Source organism: Alishewanella tabrizica (genome assembly GCF_014652375.1).
Classification (GTDB): Bacteria; Pseudomonadota; Gammaproteobacteria; order Enterobacterales; family Alteromonadaceae; genus Alishewanella; species Alishewanella tabrizica.
Genome location: NZ_BMYR01000004.1, coordinates 117069 through 137089, shown reverse-complemented (window position 1 = coordinate 137089; position 20021 = coordinate 117069). Strand labels below are relative to the sequence as shown.

Annotated in this window: 15 protein-coding genes and 2 tRNA genes; 8 read left to right on the top strand and 9 right to left on the bottom strand. The window is 45.4% G+C overall.

All coding sequences use genetic code 11. The features are described 5' to 3' along the window. Nucleotides 1-19 precede the first annotated feature (19 nt). Nucleotides 20-1882 (top strand): M61 family metallopeptidase, encoded by a 1863-nt coding sequence (locus IE070_RS06040; protein WP_189481475.1) that lies wholly within the window; start codon nt 20-22, stop codon nt 1880-1882. Here the strand turns inward: IE070_RS06040 and IE070_RS06035 are convergent. The 3 genes from IE070_RS06035 to IE070_RS06025 all read right to left on the bottom strand — a co-directional run bounded on the left by IE070_RS06035 (nt 1871) and on the right by IE070_RS06025 (nt 3850). Beyond that, complete coding sequence (locus IE070_RS06035; protein ID WP_189481473.1) at nt 1871-2701, bottom strand: M23 family metallopeptidase; 831 nt, start codon at nt 2699-2701, stop codon at nt 1871-1873. The two genes, IE070_RS06040 and IE070_RS06035, sit on opposite strands and share 12 nt — an antisense overlap. Then, entirely contained in the window at nt 2661-3521 is an 861-nt protein-coding gene (locus tag IE070_RS06030; RefSeq protein ID WP_189481471.1) for a 6-pyruvoyl trahydropterin synthase family protein, read from the bottom strand. The genes IE070_RS06035 and IE070_RS06030 overlap by 41 nt, the downstream gene beginning before the upstream one ends. Before the next feature lie 71 nt (nt 3522-3592). Continuing rightward, entirely contained in the window at nt 3593-3850 is a 258-nt protein-coding gene (locus IE070_RS06025; protein WP_189481470.1) for a hypothetical protein, read from the bottom strand. A 195-nt stretch (nt 3851-4045) separates the two neighbouring features. On the opposite strand from IE070_RS06025, the gene fabA reads away from it, so the two are divergent. Continuing rightward, nucleotides 4046-4558: a 3-hydroxyacyl-[acyl-carrier-protein] dehydratase FabA gene (gene fabA, locus IE070_RS06020; protein ID WP_189481468.1), complete on the top strand. Its 513-nt coding sequence runs from the start codon at nt 4046-4048 to the stop codon at nt 4556-4558. 208 nt (nt 4559-4766) lie between these two features. Here the strand turns inward: fabA and rmf are convergent, their stop codons facing one another. The 5 genes from rmf to rlmKL all read right to left on the bottom strand — a co-directional run bounded on the left by rmf (nt 4767) and on the right by rlmKL (nt 11448). Further along, nucleotides 4767-4949, bottom strand: a complete 183-nt coding sequence (gene rmf / locus IE070_RS06015) for a ribosome modulation factor (RefSeq protein ID WP_189481466.1) — start codon at nt 4947-4949, stop codon at nt 4767-4769. A gap of 334 nt (nt 4950-5283) precedes the next feature. Beyond that, nucleotides 5284-7104: a DUF3466 family protein gene (locus IE070_RS06010; RefSeq protein WP_189481464.1), complete on the bottom strand. Its 1821-nt coding sequence runs from the start codon at nt 7102-7104 to the stop codon at nt 5284-5286. A gap of 17 nt (nt 7105-7121) precedes the next feature. After that, the gene (gene uup / locus IE070_RS06005) at nt 7122-9032 is read right to left on the bottom strand and encodes an ATP-binding cassette ATPase Uup (protein WP_189481462.1); all 1911 of its coding nucleotides are present in this window, start codon (nt 9030-9032) and stop codon (nt 7122-7124) included. Further along, nucleotides 9032-9319 (bottom strand): glutaredoxin family protein, encoded by a 288-nt coding sequence (locus IE070_RS06000; protein WP_189481460.1) that lies wholly within the window; start codon nt 9317-9319, stop codon nt 9032-9034. The genes uup and IE070_RS06000 overlap by 1 nt, the downstream gene beginning before the upstream one ends. Continuing rightward, a complete protein-coding gene (gene rlmKL, locus IE070_RS05995; RefSeq protein WP_189481458.1) occupies nt 9316-11448 on the bottom strand; it encodes a bifunctional 23S rRNA (guanine(2069)-N(7))-methyltransferase RlmK/23S rRNA (guanine(2445)-N(2))-methyltransferase RlmL in 2133 nt (710 codons plus the stop codon). Before rlmKL ends, IE070_RS06000 begins: the two co-directional genes overlap by 4 nt. Before the next feature lie 301 nt (nt 11449-11749). Here rlmKL and IE070_RS05990 point away from each other — a divergent pair. The 4 genes from IE070_RS05990 to IE070_RS05975 all read left to right on the top strand — a co-directional run bounded on the left by IE070_RS05990 (nt 11750) and on the right by IE070_RS05975 (nt 14986). Continuing rightward, nucleotides 11750-11826, top strand: a tRNA-Met gene (locus tag IE070_RS05990). 85 nt (nt 11827-11911) lie between these two features. Beyond that, nucleotides 11912-11988, top strand: a tRNA-Met gene (locus IE070_RS05985). Between the two features lie 669 nt (nt 11989-12657). Continuing rightward, nucleotides 12658-13737 carry a PDDEXK-like family protein gene (locus IE070_RS05980; RefSeq protein WP_229796951.1) on the top strand — a complete coding sequence of 360 codons (1080 nt, stop codon included), beginning with the start codon at nt 12658-12660 and terminating at the stop codon, nt 13735-13737. Nucleotides 13738-13972: 235 nt separating this feature from the next. Then, nucleotides 13973-14986, top strand: a complete 1014-nt coding sequence (locus tag IE070_RS05975; protein WP_189481454.1) for a helix-turn-helix transcriptional regulator — start codon at nt 13973-13975, stop codon at nt 14984-14986. 79 nt (nt 14987-15065) lie between these two features. On the opposite strand, the gene IE070_RS05970 is transcribed toward IE070_RS05975, so the two are convergent. Further along, entirely contained in the window at nt 15066-17165 is a 2100-nt protein-coding gene (locus IE070_RS05970; RefSeq protein WP_189481452.1) for an AAA family ATPase, read from the bottom strand. 259 nt (nt 17166-17424) lie between these two features. On the opposite strand from IE070_RS05970, the gene IE070_RS05965 reads away from it, so the two are divergent. Together IE070_RS05965 and IE070_RS05960 are read left to right on the top strand one after the other, a co-directional pair. Continuing rightward, nucleotides 17425-18207 (top strand): metallophosphoesterase, encoded by a 783-nt coding sequence (locus IE070_RS05965; RefSeq protein ID WP_189481450.1) that lies wholly within the window; start codon nt 17425-17427, stop codon nt 18205-18207. A gap of 15 nt (nt 18208-18222) precedes the next feature. Beyond that, on the top strand, nt 18223-20004 hold the full coding sequence (locus IE070_RS05960) for a hypothetical protein (RefSeq protein ID WP_189481448.1): 1782 nt from the start codon (nt 18223-18225) through the stop codon (nt 20002-20004). Nucleotides 20005-20021: the final 17 nt, after the last annotated feature.

The following is a 20021-nucleotide window of genomic DNA, read 5'->3' as shown; positions in this document are numbered from 1 at the left end:
CGATTGATGGAGAGATTTTATGCCCTGCGTGCATTATCAATTGCAAGTCGCCGATCTCAGTACTCATACTTTGGCCATGACTTTAACTTTTACCCCGCAAAATCCGGTACACGAACTTAGCTTGCCCAGCTGGATCCCCGGCAGCTACATGATTCGTAATTTTGCGCGGCACATTCTGCACATTCGGGCTTATGATCACACAGGTGAGTTACCCCTGCAGCAACGTGATAAGCAGCGCTGGGAGCTTCGTTGTCGTGATAGCGTTGTCACGGTGGAGTACCATCTTTATGCCAATGATCTCTCGGTTAGAGCCGCTTATATTGATGATGAGGTCGCCATACTCAATCCTGCCTGTTTGTGTTTAGCCGTCTCTGCGTTAACCGAATGCCCACAACAGTTTTATTTCGCCAAACCACAGCAACGCGTAACCGAAAACTGGCGAGTCGGTACCGCGTTACCGCGCTTATCCGATAATGGAACGTCTGAAAACCCTCAACAGGGTGCTGTAGAGCGCGCTGAAATGCATACTGCAAAGGGCATTATAAAAAACCTTGCCCAATCCAACGTTGCCAGCCTGACTCAATTTGGCACGTTTGAGGCGAAAAACTATGCACATCTTATTGATAGCCCCATTGTGGCTGGGATTTTCTCGCTACAACACTTTACCCTGGATGATGTGCCGCACTACGTACTAGTAACAGGAAACACGATCTTTGATGAACAACGCTTAGTAAACGACGTTGCGACACTCTGCCAAGCACAGCGTGATGTATTTGGATCGTTACCAGATGATTTGCACCAATATTGGTTTTTACTGTGGGTAACAGAGCAAGGTTATGGTGGCCTTGAGCATGAATTTAGTACCTTGCTGCTATGTAATCGCAGTGACTTACCTATTGCGCACCAGCCAAAACAGGCCGACGCCTATCAAAATTTATTGGGATTATTTAGCCACGAATATTTTCATACCTGGTGGGTAAAACGGCTAAAACCCGCCTGTTTTATCCCTTATCAATTAGAAAAAGAGCAATACAGTCGTCAATTATGGATGTACGAAGGCTTTACCTCTTACTTTGACGATTTAGCCTTGGTGAAATCTGGCTTAATTGATGAAAAACAGTATCTTACGTCACTTGAAAAGCTTATCTCTCGCGTCACGCGTAACCCATCAGAGCGGGTGCAAAGCCTCAGCGACAGCAGTTTTACCGCGTGGACAAAGTTTTATCTACAAGATGAAAATGCCGTAAACAGTGTGGTCAGTTATTATGCGAAAGGCGCCTTAGTCGCTTTATTACTGGAAGCTGAGTTACGCGTGCACGGGCGCAGTTTAGCCGAATTGTGTCGTGAGCTGTATCAACACTACCGTTATGAGGGTACTACAGAATCGAGTATCTTTACCCTGCTACAACGTTGGCAATTACCGCATTTGGCTGATCAATTGAAACAATGGATAGATTGCGCCCAACCATTACCATTGGCAAATAGCTTGATCTATTTAGGCTTAGATTTACAGTGGCGAAGCCCAAACACCATGGATGATCTTTCGGGCCAATATGAGGGTGTCACGAGTGCTAATTTAGGATGCACGCTAACGTATAAACCGAATGGCGTATTTGTCCATCAAGTGTATCAGGGCTCGGCCGCGCAGCAGGCATCGCTGATGAGCGGCGATCAATTATTGGCAGTAGCAGGCGTTAAAATTACCGAACATAGCCTGCCACAGCTATTACGACGCTTGCCTCTGGGGTCAGAGCACTCGTTGGTGATATTTCGCAAAGATCGTTTACTTACTCTATCGTTACCGCTACGCCAAGCCGCAAAAATAGTCGCCATGTTAACCATCAGCGAGCCAGAGAAGCTCAACAATTGGTTAAAGGGCTAATCGCAGCCGTTGAACGGGAGTAAACTCAGGCAACAATAATTGTGGATCTAAACGTTCTTGTTGCCAGTTTATCCGCCAATCTAAATGGGGGCCCGTTACTCGCCCAGTGGCCCCAACATCAGCGATGTGTTGTCCTTGTGTCACACGTTCGCCCACACCAACCGTAAACCGATTTAAATGCATAAAGGTTGAGGTTACGCCAAAACCATGATCAATTATCATGGTAAGGCCAGAAAAATATAAATCTTCTGCCATTAGCACCTTACCTTCCCACGGCGCGACAACGGCCGTGCCTACTGGCGCAGCAATATCAATACCAAAGTGAGGATTACGGGGTTGCCCATTAAAAAAACGCTGGCTGCCATAAACCCCACTGATACGTCCTGGTGCTGGGCGTTTTGGTTCGGCAAAAATAGCCAGCTTATCACTGAGTACGGTTCGCACCTCTCGTACCCGTTTATTATCACGGGCAATGCGGGCAGTCACGTCTTTTGGTGGCTCAACGTATTTTTGTTCTACCCCAGTAATGCGCTGAATGGCATACTCCCGCGCGCTAAACTCGAGCGGAAACACCTGGGTTTTACCCGCATACTTTACCGTTAAGCGGTGTTTCAAGGCCGCATCTCGGCCAATACCAAATACAAAATGCCCCTCAGAACTTACTTTAACGGCAGTATCGTTAAACCATACTTCGGCGCCTGCTGGCGCCTGAGCACGAATTAAACTGCCCTGTGTTAACGTCCCTTCTAACAGAACATCATTCGCTGACAGGGCAAAACTACTGACGCATAGCAATAGCGCCTTTACCCACACCTTCATATGCAATTACCTTAATCTGTTTAAGAGGATCTGCTGCTTTTAATTGATCAGCAATATAATCGGCCAAGCATTCTACTGTTGTATCGCAGGGAACCAACTCACAATGTGTTGCAGGAAGGGTTAATTCAAACCATCCTTGCGCCGCTTGATAGCGAAAACTAAGATCGTCTGCCAAGGGCGTTAAATATTGCAATTGCGTCGCGGTAACCAAATCACTTTCGGTACCTAAATAGATATCTTGCCAACGCTCGCTCCAACTTTTATTTAACCGCGGCGCTACCATGCCATCAGCATAAATTTGAATGGTTGAGCGATGCCCGTGCGCAATGCGCTGGCAATTACCATCATGCTTTTTTAAGCCATGGCTGTAATGATAATAAAACCCACTTATAGCTTCAGGTCGCAGCGTTAAACGTAAAGCGGCCACATTATCAGGTAATAACGGTTTAATTTGCTGCTCTAAAAAGCGCGTGAGACTTTGTTCGTTCACATTGGTATCCGGAATAAAAGCAAATGCTTCTGCCGGACAGGCTAATTGCAGGGTGCCACGTTCACTGTCGTATCGAACCCGTTGTATAGAATCAGCTGTTGAGTGCGTTAAGCGGCTGCACTGCGCAGGGATAGCCAGCTTGTGATCAACCAACTGATCAATGGCGTGCTTGATCACTTTTTTTACTTTACCAAAATCAAACACCATGGCGGTATCGTCAAGCTCTCCCTCTAATTCAACATCGACAATAAAGCTCTCTCCCAACATACCGCGTTGATGATGCAAATACGAAAAGTCGATTACGGTAAGATCTCGAACAAATAAAATCATGACGCCTTCCTGAATTAAACGCTAAGCGAATGGCCTACTAGTATACCTTTCCAGCTGCCTGACGTCATCTCTCAGCGTTTATGTTCGTTCAACCAACTATTTAAAATACCTACTTGCCCCAGTTTATGCGCAGCGTACATCAAGCGAATCGCATTACTTAACAACGTACTGTCATTCCATTGGGTTTTTTGAACGATTTCGTCATAACATAACAAGGCCTCTGGGGTGAGGTAACCACGAAGCTCCTTCTTACCCGATCCTTTTTGCTTTTCTCTATAACGTCGCTGTTTCTCAGCATTCGTTAACGCCTTATTCTTTTCGCTACTCATCCCATCACCATTTATCCATGCAACTTAGGTACCTGCCCGGCCAGTTTAACCAGTTATCCACACGACGTCGGTATCGGTTTGACCCGTTTACGCGAAGTGTAGGGGAAACTTTTTTTAAAACTTAGACAAATCGGACTTGTTTAGCGTACAGCTGTTCGCTAAGCTGACGCAGCATTTTTATTGGATTAAACATACATGACTAAGAATAGCTTTACAAAAGAAGATTTAATTGCCTGTGCTAACGGCGAGCTTTTTGGGCCGGGTAACAGTCAACTTCCGTCTGACAACATGTTAATGATGGATCGTATCCTACATATCTCAGAAGAAGGCGGCTTATACGGCAAGGGCCAAATTATTGCGGAACTGGATATCAATCCAGATCTGTGGTTCTTTGCCTGTCACTTTAAAGGTGATCCGGTAATGCCTGGCTGTTTAGGTTTAGATGCAATGTGGCAATTAGTCGGCTTTTTCTTAGGTTGGGCGGGTGGTCCAGGTAAAGGCCGCGCATTGGGCGTAGGCGAAGTCAAATTCACCGGGCAAGTATTGCCTACCGCGAAAAAAGTAACCTACACAATCAATATGAAGCGTGTAATAAAACGTAGGTTGTTTATGGGTATTGGTGATGGTGTAGTGAGTGTTGACGGCCGTGATATTTATGCAGCGACCGATTTAAAAGTAGGTTTGTTTCAAGACACCTCAAGCTTCTAATACCGCTTAGACAGCGTTTAACATTGCACTCTCAAAGTATGCCAAGCAGAAATGGGGTGTTGAACTAGCAACAGCTGCAAACGTAACGCTGGTTAAAATCATAAAGCCCCGTATCAACGGGGCTTCTGCCATTTGGTGTACCGCTTGTGGTTTACGTTAAAACGCGCTTACAAAGTGACAATACACAAAGCCCGCGTTGATAAACGCACTAGGTACCTTTATTAAATAAACCGACGTTGCGGTCTTCCATGGCTGCCCTCCATCCTCCAAGCCACTCGGAGCGCGCATCTAAACTTTGATAGGGGCAAATTTCTTTTGATCGGCCAGTAACACCAGCACGATAACCTTGAGCATTAGCACGTTCCAGACGATCTCGTTTTTGTCTTTTCATACGGCAGTCTTCCTCAACATTGTGGTTTAAAAAGGCACCTAGCGCGCACACGCATCACTAAGTGACACTTTAATAGATAGCCAACAAGACGCAAAGGTTCAAACGCAATTCTGTAAATAAAGCACTTGACATACGCTAACAGCATGATTTGATGTCATTTTAATGACAAACCTTTTATTAGAGCAAAAAGTTCTTAAAAAGAATCAACTAGAACAAAAAACGCTAATTAAACCTTAAGTGATTCTCAACCAACAAAAAAGCTGCCTAAGCAGCTTTTCATATTAAGACTCAGCTATTATCTAGCACCTGAGCCATCTCGATAATACGTATCCGCTTAGAAGCGGCTACGAGACAGTGCTTTGCGGCGGCGTACAAAAGGTAAGGCACCTAATAACACTAACCATAAGCTAGAGAAGCTACCGCCTTTACGCTCGTATACATCAGCTTCACTGTTACAATTGGCAGGCTGACCATTAGCAATAGGACGCAGTTTAACCCCCGTTGCTTGTTCTTGCATTAACACCGTGCCATCTGCAGCCAATTGCGGTTGACCTGTAGGGCCTAAACGCGGACGATTAATGAGCGCTGTAGCTAAAATTTCACCATTATCGTTAATTGCCGTTGCTTCTACTAACGTTGGCGCATCACAGCCAACTAAATCATTCAAATCCTGAAAGGTATCCGTCGCATTATCATAAATAAATGCATGTAAACGCCGAGTGATGGTGCCGCCTACAATCACTTCCGCTCTGCCCACCACTTGGCCATTATTGTTTAAATCTAACGGCTCAGTAGTTGACGTATTAAAGAAACCATTAGGAAACTTCAACGTATTCGTATCTACATTGTAGGTAAACATCCGATTACGCACGACACTGTTTAAGTTTTTCAGCGCATAACCGACAACCAAATTATCATTATTGATATCGGTAGCCACACTGGCTAACCATTCATCTGGATTAATAATACTGGTGACATCTTGACCATTATAAATGGTCGCATGCGGCGCGCTGTAAACCCGATTAAACTCACTGCCAATGTTATCAAAGAAACGGATCGTACGGTTTACATCAGAATAAACGGAGTGTCCTACCGCAATACCGCTATCGTTAATGGCGGTGGCACGGCTGTAATATACCGGTACAGCATAATCTTCAGAGGCAGGCGCAACCTCACCAGTGCCCTTTTCACCTAAAAAGCCCATGGTGCGACTTAATTGCGCGGTTCCATCATTAGCCAATTGCCAAATCGCTGCGCGCTCAGCATAACCTTGTGGAACGGCATCTAGCGTTTCGAAGGATCTTATCTGACCTAACAACACATTTAAATTAATGGCACGCGCTGACATCTGGGCATTTAAACAAAACTGCACTGGCTGAGCATTACCATTACATAAGGTTTGCACTGTTTCAGTTAGGGCATTGGTTACGCCAGTAGAAGTAAACCCAGCGACTTGGCCATTATTATTAATACCCTGAGCCGCAGACATCCCCCCACCTAATCCTGTAAAGGCTGGCGGTAATAAAATACTGCGAGTACCATCAGCAACATAGCCCAGCATATAACCTGGTTCAGGCACCCATACCGTTTCGGGTTGCGGGATCACCGGGATCTCTGGCGGTGTTTCACCTTCAACGGGTACTAATGTTTCAGTAAACGTGGCTTTAACACTGGGCGCTGTAGCTAAGCCAGCAATTTGTCCCACATTATTCACGCCATACGCAAATTCGTTATTACCTTTTGTACCAGCAACATCACGAAACACCACTTGCTCAGTTACGCCGTTTTGCGGTTGGCGCAGTACCCGCAAGGTACCCACGGGTTGATTGCGTAAGCCGCCATTCGAGGCGAGATAATTGACTAAAATACCGGTAACTGTTGCATCGATATTGCCGTTTTTTGCATCCGCTAATTGCTCAGCTGTTAACAACGCAGTAATAGCTGCACTGTCAAAATTTATGGCAGACAGATCAATCTGAAAATCCAACGCAATGTTGCCATTGCTGACCACATCACCCTGTGGTGTTGCGGCTACGCCGCTGGTATTACTTACTTTATTGGTGGTATCTAATTCAACGATCTGATACACCGCGGCATTCGCCGTAAAAACTGTCAGCAACGGCAATACTGCTAGGCTGATCGGTGATAATTTCATGCATGGCCCCTAAAAATTTACGAAATTGCAGCTTCTAATTCTTCCCAGCGCTGATACGCCTGCGCCAGCTTCGACTCGGTTTCTTGTAATAGGTTCAACGTTTGCTGCGTTTGCTCGGCCGAGTTCTTGAAAAAGTCGGCATCATTTACTTGTAACTGTAACGCGGATAACTGCGCATCTAATTGCTCAATCAGTGCCGGTAATAGCTCCAGCTCGCGCTTTTCTTTGTATGATAACTTTTTACCGTTGCTAACTAAAGCCTCAACAGGCTTTTCAACAGTTTTACTACTGTCTGACTCTGCTTTGCTGTTAACTTTGCTACTTGCGGCGCTTTGCCGTTGTTGCCAAGAAACCACTTCGTCATAACCACCAGTAATTTCAACAATTTTGGCATTGCCAGCAAATAGCAAAGAACTGGTGACAGTATTATTCACAAATTCCCTATCGTGGCTAACGAGCAGAACCGTACCTTGATATTGCTGCAGAATATCTTCTAACAGCTCCAAGGTTTCCACATCTAAATCGTTGGTTGGCTCATCGAGGATCAGCAAGTTACTCGGTTTAGCAAATAATTTGGCTAGTAACAGGCGGTTTTTCTCACCACCGGATAAAGCACGAACCGGCGTACGAGCCCGCAGTGGCGGGAATAAAAAGTCCTGCAAATAACTCAGCACATGGCGGCTATTGCCATTTTGCATAATTTCTTGCTTACCATCGGCTACGTTATCTTGCACGGTGGCGTTTAAATCGAGCGCCATACGATGCTGATCAAAATAAGCGACTTCAATATTAGTGCCGCGCTTAATCTCACCACTGTCTTGCTGATAATCGCCCAATAACAACTTAATCAGCGTCGATTTACCGACACCGTTCGGGCCGACTAAGGCAATACGATCGCCACGCATCACCAGCAAATCGAGGTTTTGCAGAATAGGCACACCACCAAACGCATGGCTTAGATTTTTCGCTTCAAACACCAGCTTACCGGAGCGAGCGGCTTGTTCGATATTAAAATCGACCTTGCCTAATACTTCTACCCGCGCCGCGCGTTCTTGACGCAGGGCTTTCAGTGCCCGAACCCGCCCTTCGTTACGGGTACGGCGTGCTTTAATGCCCTGGCGGATCCACACTTCTTCATCGGCCAACTTTTTATCAAACAGGGCATTGTGCTGCTGCTCGTCTTCTAAGATCTTTTGTTTGCGATCCAGATATTCCTGATAATTACCAGGATGCGAGGTGAGCTGGCCGCGATCTAAATCGATAATGCGGGTGGCTAACGCACGGATAAAAGCCCTATCGTGCGAGATAAAAATAATGGCACCGTTAAAGCTTAATAAAAATTGCTCTAACCAATTAATGGCGGCCACATCTAAGTGGTTGGTAGGCTCATCCAGTAATAAAATATCGGGCTTGGCAATTAACGCACGGGCCAGTGCCGCTTTACGTAGCCAACCACCCGATAAGGTGGCTAAAGAGTTATTGCCATCCATCGCAAATTGCTCACAAAGCATTTGCACCCGAGACTCTAATCCCCAACCATCGCGGGCATCCAGTTCACTTTGTAAGCGCTCAAATAAGCGGTACTCAGCATCACCGGCGCCTTCTAGATTTTCTGATAAGGTATAAAATTGTTGCAGCTTATCGGCCAAATCACCGGCACCTTCGCGAATAAAATCAGCAATTTTCACATCCATTTTCGCCGGTGGATCTTGCTCTAAGCGGCTTAAAATAACGCCATTGGTCATCACAATTTGGCCATCGTCCAAATTTTGCTGACCGGTCAACAATTTTAAAAAGGTTGATTTACCGGCACCATTGCGGCCAACTAAACACACGCGCTCGCCCGTAAACAAGCTAAAATCCACATGATCTAATACCGGATGGGTACCAAAGGCTAAACTCGCCTGCTGAAAACGTAATAACTCCACTACTTTGTATCCTTTGAATGTGTTGCTTGCATTAGGTGCGTTGAGTGTTGTTGCAACCAATGCTGCAAGGCTGCAGCATCGAATGGCCAATATAATAATTGCTCTACCCCTTGGGCATCGGTGCAAGCTAGGACCGGAATATGCACCCGAAAACGCGCTAAGGCGTGTTCGTCATCGACAATATCCACAATCTGTAACTCGCCTGCCACACCGGCAGCCTTAACTAAGGCCTCGGCGTCTTCGCATAAATGGCAGCCCCACGTACTATAAAGGGTGTAACGACTCATGGCCGAGTTAACTCAAAACAGACATGGATATTTGGGTTACGCTTAAAATCTTCTGGCAAGGTGGCGGCCGAGATATCTTTAATCTGCCAGCCCGCTTCAATAAGCGCAGCGCTATCAATTTTAAAGCGGCGCTTATTGTTAGAGAAAATCACTTTGGCGCCTGGCGCCATTTTGCCCACCAGCATATTGAGCATATTCACGTGATCGCGCTGCACATCCCAGCTATCTTCCATCCGTTTCGAGTTAGAAAATGTCGGCGGATCCACAAAGATCAAATCAAATAAATTGCGGTTACGCGCCAGCCACTGCAAGCAATCGGCTTGTTCAAACTGGTATTGCTTACCGTTTAAGCCATTTAACATAAAGTTACGTTTGGCCCAATCCAGATAAGTATTCGACATATCAACCGTGGTCACGCTTTGCGCGCCACCTAACGCAGCATGCACCGAGGCAGTACCGGTATAGGCAAACAAGTTTAATACCCGCTTATCTTTGGCTTGCTGCTGAATTAAATGCCGGGTAATACGATGATCTAAAAACAGGCCAGTATCTAAGTAATCGCGCAGGTTTACCCAAAACTTAGCACCATACTCCGACACTTCTTTGTATTGGCCAGCTTTAGCCAGTGCCTGATACTGATTGGTGCCCTTTTGCTTTTCGCGCACCTTTAAAATCATCTTATCTGGGCTAATACCCAGTACCGTAGGCACTTGGTTAACCACATCAAATAAGCGTTTTTGCGACACTTGCTCATCAACGGTAGCCGGTGCGGCATACTCATGCACCACCACTTCGCCGTCGTACCAGTCGACTGCCACGTTATATTCTGGAATATCGGCATCGTATAAGCGATAGCAATTTAAGCCTTCACGCTTAGCCCATTTTTGTAATTGCTTTAGATTCTTCGCCAAGCGATTACCAAAGGAGCTACTTTCACTAAAAAACAGTGACGGCGCGTTATTGCTAACCTGCACCTGCTTTTCGGTTAAATCAAATAAGGTAAATTCACAATCGAGCGGGCCATTGCTAAATTTATAGGCTTTGCTTTTTGATAAACGCAGCGCGCGCAGTAAATCGCTATTCGAGGTAATAATAGCTAAGCGCCAGCCTTGATATAGCTGCTTTAACGACAGCGCAAACTTGCTATACAGCGGAATAAGTGAGGGTAAATCGCCCAAACGCTCGCCATATGGCGGATTGGTCACAATAATACCGTTCGCGTCGCACACTTTATGCTTTAACGCAGTGGCATCGCCGTAATCAAAGTTAATTAGGTTAGCAACACCGGCACGTGCTGCATTTTGCCGCGCTTTGCTTAAGCTACGCTCGTCAGTATCACTACCCCAAAATTGGATGGTATTACCCAGCGCTAACTGATCAGGGGCGATTTGCGCAGCTTTAGCTTCCGATACTAATTGTTGCCATACCGCAGCACGATGCCCTGGCGTGCGTTCAAAAGCAAAGCTCTCGCGCGCCAAACCCGGTGCCATATTTAAGCTTTGCTGTGCCGCTTCAATTAAGATGGTGCCGCTACCACAGAAGGGATCAAAGAGCGGTGTACCCGGCACCCAGCCAGAGCGCTTTAATAAAGCGGCGGCTAAATGCTCTTTTAAGGGCGCATCACCCTGCCCGCTGCGATAACCGCGCTGGTGCAAGGATGGACCAGAAAAGTCTAACAAGAAGTGGAAATGCAGTTTATCTAAGCGCACTTGAAAGCGTACATCAGGTGTTAAGCGATCGACATCGGGCCGTTGGCCGGTTTCTTCGCGAAACTGATCGACAATGGCATCTTTTAAGCGCATACCGCCAAACTGGGTATTATCGATTTTTGGGTGCTTACCCACACAATCAACGGCCAGCGTTTGACGCACCGACATTAACTGGCCCCAATCGATTTTACTGGCGATCTCGTAAATATCAGACTCGGCCGTCACCGGCTCCGATTGAATTAAGCGCATAATGCGCGTTGCCAACCGCGACCACAAACAAAGGGTATAAGCCGTTTTCACATCGGCCTTAAAACGTACCACACCCATCGACACTTTTAGCACTTCACCCTGATAAGAGCGGATCTCATCAGCTAATAGCTCTTCCACGCCCTTCGACGTTAAAGCCCAAAATTCCAGCATTGCAGCAAACCTTAAAAGAAAATTGCGCGTAGTATAGCAGAAATGGGCTTTTGCGTGCGGCAACTTTATTAGCCCCCGCAGCAGAATTCATACCTGAAATAAAAGTAGGAAAATGAGGTAAAAGTATTTCACATTGCGAATGCGTATTCAGCCATATAAACAGACTTTAACGCTGCAATTTCCCGCACAATGCTGTTTTAAACCGCATGCTGGCTACTTTATGTCCGAACGGTAATAAAATTACAAATTAACCCTTGCATGCCAACCTTAAAAACACTAAGATGCGCCCCGCAATGACGGACGCGGGATGGAGCAGCCTGGTAGCTCGTCGGGCTCATAACCCGAAGGTCGTCGGTTCAAATCCGGCTCCCGCAACCAACTTAGCACTTCTTACTAGAAGTAACTTAGTTAACGCATTGCAAAAAAAACAGATTATCTCTACTGCTCGGAGATAATTCATGGACGCGGGATGGAGCAGCCTGGTAGCTCGTCGGGCTCATAACCCGAAGGTCGTCGGTTCAAATCCGGCTCCCGCAACCAACTAAGCCGACTAATAAAGTCGGTTTTTTTGTATCTGAATTTCGGGCAACCCCGAAGGTTGTCGTTTCGCTCTTCACAAAGATCAGGGCTCCCACAACCCACATTTAAACCAGCATGAAGCTGGTTTTTTTGTATCTGAATTTCGGGCAAACCCGAAAGTCGTCAGTTCGCTCTTCACAAAGATCGGGGCTCCCACAACCAACATTTAAGCCAGCATTAAGCTGGTTTTTTTGTATCTGAATTTCGGGCATACCCGAAGATCGTCGGTTCGCTCTTCACAAAGTTCAGGGCTCCCGCAATCAACAATCAACCAGTATTAAGCTGGTTTTTTTGTATCTGTAATAATTGCTACCAAACTTTCTGTCACTGTTTTACATAGTGCGGCATAAATTGCCGTTACTTCGATCTAAAATAGTCATTAATAAAAGCTGTCAGCGAGATTAGTGTTATCACTATAGCTCTGGAGCGTTGCGGCAATGTCTTACTTCTGCCTCAAATATAGGAAGATGCTTTAACAACTTACCAACCAAGAAACAGCATTGATATAGTTTGCGAGCATAAGGTCTAAATCATTGAAAGACAGCAACTATCGCCGCATAATAACTAAATAAGGTCCAAGTTTAATTTGATGCTAATTTTAATAATATAAGGCTAGGTATGGAAACCCAAATGTCAAAACTTGAGCAGCTGCTTGAAGAATTTCGTCAACTTCCGCCGATAGATGTCGCTGAGCCCTCCATTTTCAGTATTGGCAGCAAAGGCTACTACGAAAATCCGACTACTGACATATTAGCATTTTTCTGTGACAGTAATGGCCAGCATATGCTCGGGGCTATCGTATTAAAAGCGCTGCTTTATTGCCTGCCAGAAGAATATCATAAGCTGGATCATGCCTTAGCCGGGCCACCAGAGCGAGAAGTAACAACCAAAACGGGTAAACGAATTGACTTGCTTGTGGAGGGTACCAACTGGGTTATGTTGATAGAAAATAAGATTTACCATCAACAAAATAACCCTTTTAGTGACTACGAAAACTTTGTTAAGGAAAAACAAAAAACTCGCTTTAACAGCAAAGCAGCGATTTTTGTAGTTCTCTCGCCAACAGGCGAAAAACCGCCCAGCGGATGGCATGGTATTAGCTATCCAGCGCTGATTTCAGCAATAAAAGTGCAGTTGGCAGAACAGTTTATTTCGCAACCTATCAATAAATGGTCCTTGCTACTTCGTGAATTTATTCTGCATCTGGAGAGTCTTATGTCGCAACCCTCTGTTAATAAGGCAACACTTAATTTTGTTATAAAAAATCTTACCGCAATTAAAGAGCTCCAGCAAACTAAGCAGCAAGCCATCGATGAATACCATCATCATTTACAAGCTAAATTACAAAACAAGTTAGAGCAAGATGTTGTAATTCGCTTACATAACTGGGATGGTTACCCCGCTTTACGATTTGCTTTGTCTAATTGGAAAGATACTGACTCGGATGTTGTGCTGTTTTTATCTGGCGAAGCTGATATAACGACTTTTAGTATTTACGTTCGCCTTCGTAACGGACTTGATGAGCGTAGAGCTGATTCGCTCATACTAAACGGTTTAAGTGCTAAACGCTGGCTGGAAGGAGGGAAAAAAATTCGTGGTTATAGTGTCAAAGAAGCAGGAATGACAGAAGAAGAGATAGTTCAGTTTATTTGTGCTCGCCTTTTAGAGTTAGATCAATTAGAACAAGACAATCACCTAACCACCGGATAACACCCCTCCTTGGTTTTCAAATTACCCATATTAATGCCATATATGACTATTATCTGGCAAGCATTTTAGCTATTACTTTTATACTATTTGCTGCAAGTAAAATCTCGTTATAGTTTGCAGTTTTTTAGTGAGCTGTTTCTTGCTGCAATTGGTTTAATTGATGATTTTATTATCTTTCTATTTCACTATTCAGCATTTAAGATAAGTTTATTAGCATATTTGCAAGGAACCAGCGATGCCATCAAATAAAAATAACGCCTCGATAAGCCGCCAGTGGGAAGTACTACAGATGATCCCTAAACATGGAAAAGGGATTAGTGTTAGCGAAATTCATGACAAGCTTGGTGCCAATGGTTTTGATGTAACCCGCCGCACAGTGGATAGAGATCTCATTGATTTGTCGATCCCCTTTCCTATTTACTGTAATAAAGAAGGCAATGCCCAGTATTGGCGCTGGATGGAAGATAAAACCAGTGATATTCCGGGCGTTAGCGTTGCTGATGCGATGATTTTGCAGCTGGTTGAAGGGACTTTAAAAACTATCCTGCCAGACACGATGCTACAAGGCTTAAAAGATCGCTTTGATTTGGCGAAACGCAAAATTAATGCCTTAGATGGCAGCAATAGCAAAGGCTTATTGGCCGATAAAATTGCCGTAATCTCACCCGCTTTACCCTTAACACCGCCCACAACGCCAGCTGAGCATTATGAAGCGGTGCAACAGGCGATGACCGAAGACAAACAGCTGGCGGTAGTGTATACGGCCATCCATGATCAGGTACAAAAGGAGTATCAGATTAACCCGCTTGGGTTAGTGCAACGCGGCCATATTACTTATCTGGTGGCGACTATTGGTGATTACATTGATGAGCGCTTGTTTGCACTGCATCGCTTTCAATCACTAACACTAACCGATACGCCGTTAAAAACGCTTGATGGATTTTCACTGGCGAAGTATGTGCAGTCCGGTGCCATGCAGTTTGGTAGCGGTAATGCCATTAAACTGGTGGCGAGAGTAAACCAACATTTGGCAAAAATTTTACATGAAGCGCCGTTGTCACAGGATATGCAGCTTTCACCTATAGAAGATGGCTGGTTTGAACTCAGCGCCACCATTATTGATGGCTGGCAAATTCAGTGGTGGATTTTATCTCACTCACTGGCCATTGAGGTGCTATCACCTCCCGAGCTTCGCCAAGATATTATTGCTAAAATTCAGGGTACTGCGGCGCTATATGCGGCGGGTTAGGCATCCGTGCCTGCTTTGTTGTAGAACCTCGAGGTATAGCGCGAGTTAGCGTTATACCGCTGGGGTGTTAAGTACAGGGTTATTGCAAAAAGCCAATGCCTTTGCTCTCTTGATCTTTAGCCTGCGATTTCAAAGCTACGTCGGTCAGTAACGATGTAACAAACGCATGTGCACTGGCAAAAGGCTGAAACCGTGCTTGTCGGCGTGTAGCATGAAAATCGCCAGGTGTTAATAAGGCGCTACTGGCGACACGTTGCAAACTCGACTCACAAACCGCTAAGCCTAATTGCTGGCAATGTGCCTGCAGTAATTGCCGCGCCTGTGCCGGCTTTAAGTAGCTAAAGCAGGCTTTCAGATCAAAGCGCCGCAGTGCCGCCTGATCCAAATTGTGCATCAGATTGGTGCTGGCAATAAAAAGCCCGTCGAATTGCTCAAGCTGTGTCAGCAACTCATTGACCATACTGATTTCCCAGCTATGCCGCGCCTTACTGCGATCTTGTAAGAAACTGTCGACTTCATCAATCAGCAAGATAGCCTGCTGCTTTGCGGCCTGGTTAAAGGCTGCGGCCACTGCCATTTCTGTTTCACCGATATAAGGGCTTAACAGATCCGAGGCGCGCTTAATAATTAACGGCTTAGCCAGTTGCTTTGCCAGATAGTGCGCAAAAGCAGTTTTACCGGTACCCGGTGGCCCGTACAAACACAACCGGCCACTACCCTGCAGTTTTAAGCCTTCGATAATCCGGCTTAAATTCGCTTCGGTATTAATAAGCGCCGGATCGTATACCTCACCTAATTCCTGCCCCTTACCAAACGGTAGGTTATGGCCCTGCGCTGACAAGGTTTGCTGCATAACACGTTGCAATATTTTTGCTTTATCATGTTTATCAGCATCGAGCTGAATGCTTTGCACTACTTTACTGGCACGGTCAATTACCGCTGGAGACAGCATGGGATGTGCCGCAAGCTGCATTGCTGTACTTTCAGCTAAGATCCCACCTGCCGCCTTAAATAAAAATTCGGCGCGTTGTGCTTGTGGTGGTATTGGCATTTCAATCACCAGATCAAAGCGGCGGATAAACGCAGGATCGATAATCTTATGATTGTTGGTTAACCATAAGGTCGGTACCGGGTTTTGCTCCAGCATCCGGTTTAACCAGCCTTTGCGCTGTTCAGAGTGGCGAGCAAAAGGGTTTTGGTTAAACACATCTTCTACTTCATCAAATAACAACACATTTTTGGTATTTGCTAGGCAGCGCTGTGCTAATCGATAAGCCCGCATTCTGGCATTTCCATCAATAGCGTCACCCTCATCGCACTCGCAGCTTACCTCATGTAAATTGACATTTAGCTGCTGTGCCAGCAAACGCGACAGTTCGGTTTTACCGGTACCTGGCTGGCCATAGAGCAGAATATTGACGCCAACTTTATCGGTTTCTGTACAGTGCTGCAGATAGGGTAACAAAATATCCAGATCGGGCTGAATATGGCTAAAATGCTCAAGTTTAAGAGTAGGTGCCGGAGCTTGCTTAATAATATCTTGAAAAAATGCCGTAGGTTCGGCATTTTCAGCCAGTAATAACTCACTAAACTTTTGACTAAAAAAGTCAAAGCAATCGTTAAACGTATTACCAAAGCTATGCACTTCCAGCTGTAAGATGCCGGTTGTCAGCAACGCGGATTTGTCATTTAGCGCTGATTTTATAGCTGTAAGGGGTAAGTTCAGCGTTTTAGCTACCATTTTGCACAGGCTGCTGTGCTGCTTAATACGAATCATCTCACAAAGGTTATTAACAATTTGTTCGGTTTTAATAAGCGTAACAAACATTAAAATATGTTGTTCAATCTCATTTAAACCCACTAACTGTGCCAATAACTGAGCGTTTGCCAATAAAGACAAGGGAATACCTTGCTCTGGCTGGCGTTCTAATTCTTTAATTTGCTGTTTTAGATAGCGCTGCATCTCGGCACGGTCAAAATCCATCGCGTCATCAGGGATCCCAACACTTTGCGCATCTTGGCGATCTAATGTACCGTCCTGATCATAGAACCTTACAAGTACACCTGATTCAAGTATTAACCGAAAATTCCACAGCATAAATATTGGTGGACAATCTGGGCTCCCCACCAAATCTAGTTCTGGCTGATGACGACGTGATTTACGCTTTGCTATCGGCATAGTGGCACTCCTCTGTAATGGAATACCAGTATGTCGGGTAAGTGCGACAAATTGCGTCGAGTAAAAAATGCGTCGTGATTTTTCTATAATCTTTAAGCTTGCCTCTAGTTTAGTGCCTATATCTGCAAATCGAATCAAGTCGTATGCTTGTCCTAAACCACATTTTAATTGGCACTAAAAGGCGTATCTCGACACATCTTGTCGCACTCACTGTTTACACTAGTAAGTTGATAAACATCACTCTATAGGAGTAGCGCCGATGACAGATCCAACTCAGCCTTTATCTAAACTTAAGGTGCTTAATGTTGAGCACTATCGCAACATTTACTTCTGTGGTGATATTCATGGCCGTTTTGACTTGCTTGAACAGGCGTTACATGCTCGTCAGTTTAGCGCAGACATCGATTTGCTGGTGTTGGTAGGTGATTTAATTGATCGTGGTGCCTATTGCCCGCAAGTGGTTGATTTTGTTTTAGAAGGACTTAGCAAAGGATATGCCGCCATGGTTACGGGTAACCATGATCACTATCCGCTTGGTGACTATGGTTACTGGATGCAGAACGATGGTGATTGGTTTGATCGTCTTAAAGCCTTTGACCGCAATGAGGCGAATACTGTACTTGAAAAACTGAAGCGCTTAGCAACTGAGCCATTGGCGCTAGAACTTATCACCTCAGACGCACGTATTGGTGTGGTACATGGTGATGTGCCAGATAACTGCTGGCAGCGTTTGCGCGATTTAGCAAATGATACTGAGTTGAGTAACCAAACTGAGAAAAATGCGGCTGGCGAGCCGCGATGGCATCGATGCTTACTCTCTGGCCGTGGGATCTTAAAAGCTAAACAATTAAATGACTTAGCAGGGTTACGCGTATCCAATATCGATTACGTGGTATCCGGCCATGTGGTGGTAAGAACCCCAGAGTTTATTAGCAACCGTGCTTATATTGATACCGGGGCATACTATACCCACCGGCTGACGGTAATAAGCTTACCTGAGCTGCTGGCCGGTTTTAATGCAGCTACCGCTAACATTTCTTAATAATTGGAATACGCTATGACGATTATTAAACATTTTAGCGATACCTCGCCTTTACCCTTAAACCAAGATTACAGCAGTTGCTTAACCGATAATTTGGTGGAGCACGTGCATATTCAGCAGCGCGAACTTAAACACTTAGACCTTTATCAGGTTAGTGCATTGCAAACATTAGCGTTGCATTGCCCTGAGCCTGCCGAGCGGCACGTGCGGGTTCAAGGAGCAAGTGCGTTAAAAAGCATGCAACTCAGTGGGCATAGCGAGAATCGTTGGGTGATCCATCTTGATTTACCGAATTTTCCACATGGCTTATCGATTGAAGCCCCATTAGCGCATTTAGATATGTGTTGGCTGCAGGATTACGAGCTGCTCACGCTTACCCCGCAAATTAAAGCGGCCTTGTTTCATGAAGTGGTCTTTTTTGATTTAAGCCAAATGACGGTAAGCGATTTTTCTGCCTTGCAGGAATTGCCAGAACACAGCCTTGTGGTGTGCTACGGAGGTTATCAACAGGCGATTATCCCTACCTTTGCCAATATTGATCATCTGTTGTTTACCGATATCGCCGGCATTGATTGTTTGACAATTAGTCAGGTAAAACACCTTGTTGTGCAACGAGCCATAGGCTTGCGCAGCATTGCAGTATTAGAGCCGGGTTTGGCGCGCCTGCAGCTACAACAGTGCCCGCAATTTAGTCAGCTCACTGCGCCTGCAGATTTCAGCGCTGATGAAGTGCAGTTTACCGATGCGGCACATGGCAGTGTTGCCTTAGCCGGGCGCTGGAACAGTGTTAAATTGCGCCGCAGTGCGCTGACTGAATTGGCTGCCGATCAGATTGACCAGCTACATGTCACCGACTGCCCTAACTTGCAGCGCTTACGTGTTGGCTCGCCGTTAATTTTTACCAACGGTATCTTTGCGCCGGAATTACTGGATCAATCCAGTTTTTCTATCAATGAAGGCATGATCCGCGACACCCTGCAAAAACTGACAGAACGCATGGATCAGGAATTAGTAGAGGCATTGCTGCAGCAGGCTCTGCGCCAATACAAGCCCTACAACGTTGGCCATGCTATTATGCTGTTACAGGCACTGGCTGAGCTTGGCTATGATATTGCTAGGTTATGGGAATTACGGGCAATTCTGCAACTGAAAAACCAGCGCCGACAGGTGAATTTTCGCCAGGATCCAACGAGTATTAAGGTGTCACATTGGCGCTGGAATATCAAAATTGATCGTATTTTTGAGAGCTATGAAGCCGATTTTCTACTTTGGCTAAAAGCAAAGCGTAACGGCTTGCCAGAAGCAGACGAGTTTATGCCCTTGATGGTACAGACGGCATTAACCAGTGAGCCGGTGGGCTTTTTTACCCTATGTACCATGCTAAGTAGTGAGGCTGACCATCTGCTGTTGGACGAGAAGTTGGATTTTTTGGGGGTAATGACGCAGAAAAAACTGGCACAAACTAATACCTGGTTAAATTTGAATGAAAACTTAGTACCTGGGTTAAAGCGGTTGTGTCATTATTTTAAACAGCTTTGCGCTACAGCAGAAGGTGATAACGCTGAGCAGCAACAGCTGCTTAAAGTACTGTTCCAGTTTTTACTGCAAAGCGTATCGCCTAAATTACTAAGCGGTATTCTGCCCGCTGCTATGAAAATATTTCCTGAATATGTTCGGCCACAACTTTTGGCTATGGCAAACGACAGTAAATTACCTTATATCGCGAGATTTGCAGACGTTTCCTATGACAGTGTAAAGGTATGGTATACCAAGGCCGCACTGGCGAAATCCGCTTAATCACCTAACCAAAACGC

Excerpts from the sequence above, each read along its gene's own strand:
- IE070_RS06040 (WP_189481475.1), top strand. The coding sequence starts at position 20 with ATGCCCTGCGTGCATTATCAATTGCAAGTCGCCGATCTCAGTACTCAT.
- IE070_RS06035 (WP_189481473.1), bottom strand. The coding sequence starts at position 2,701 with ATGAAGGTGTGGGTAAAGGCGCTATTGCTATGCGTCAGTAGTTTTGCC.
- IE070_RS06030 (WP_189481471.1), bottom strand. The coding sequence starts at position 3,521 with ATGATTTTATTTGTTCGAGATCTTACCGTAATCGACTTTTCGTATTTG.
- IE070_RS06025 (WP_189481470.1), bottom strand. The coding sequence starts at position 3,850 with ATGAGTAGCGAAAAGAATAAGGCGTTAACGAATGCTGAGAAACAGCGA.
- fabA (WP_189481468.1), top strand. The coding sequence starts at position 4,046 with ATGACTAAGAATAGCTTTACAAAAGAAGATTTAATTGCCTGTGCTAAC.
- rmf (WP_189481466.1), bottom strand. The coding sequence starts at position 4,949 with ATGAAAAGACAAAAACGAGATCGTCTGGAACGTGCTAATGCTCAAGGT.
- IE070_RS06010 (WP_189481464.1), bottom strand. The coding sequence starts at position 7,104 with ATGAAATTATCACCGATCAGCCTAGCAGTATTGCCGTTGCTGACAGTT.
- IE070_RS06000 (WP_189481460.1), bottom strand. The coding sequence starts at position 9,319 with ATGAGTCGTTACACCCTTTATAGTACGTGGGGCTGCCATTTATGCGAA.
- rlmKL (WP_189481458.1), bottom strand. The coding sequence starts at position 11,448 with ATGCTGGAATTTTGGGCTTTAACGTCGAAGGGCGTGGAAGAGCTATTA.
- IE070_RS05980 (WP_229796951.1), top strand. The coding sequence starts at position 12,658 with ATGTCAAAACTTGAGCAGCTGCTTGAAGAATTTCGTCAACTTCCGCCG.
- IE070_RS05975 (WP_189481454.1), top strand. The coding sequence starts at position 13,973 with ATGCCATCAAATAAAAATAACGCCTCGATAAGCCGCCAGTGGGAAGTA.
- IE070_RS05970 (WP_189481452.1), bottom strand. The coding sequence starts at position 17,165 with ATGCCGATAGCAAAGCGTAAATCACGTCGTCATCAGCCAGAACTAGAT.
- IE070_RS05965 (WP_189481450.1), top strand. The coding sequence starts at position 17,425 with ATGACAGATCCAACTCAGCCTTTATCTAAACTTAAGGTGCTTAATGTT.
- IE070_RS05960 (WP_189481448.1), top strand. The coding sequence starts at position 18,223 with ATGACGATTATTAAACATTTTAGCGATACCTCGCCTTTACCCTTAAAC.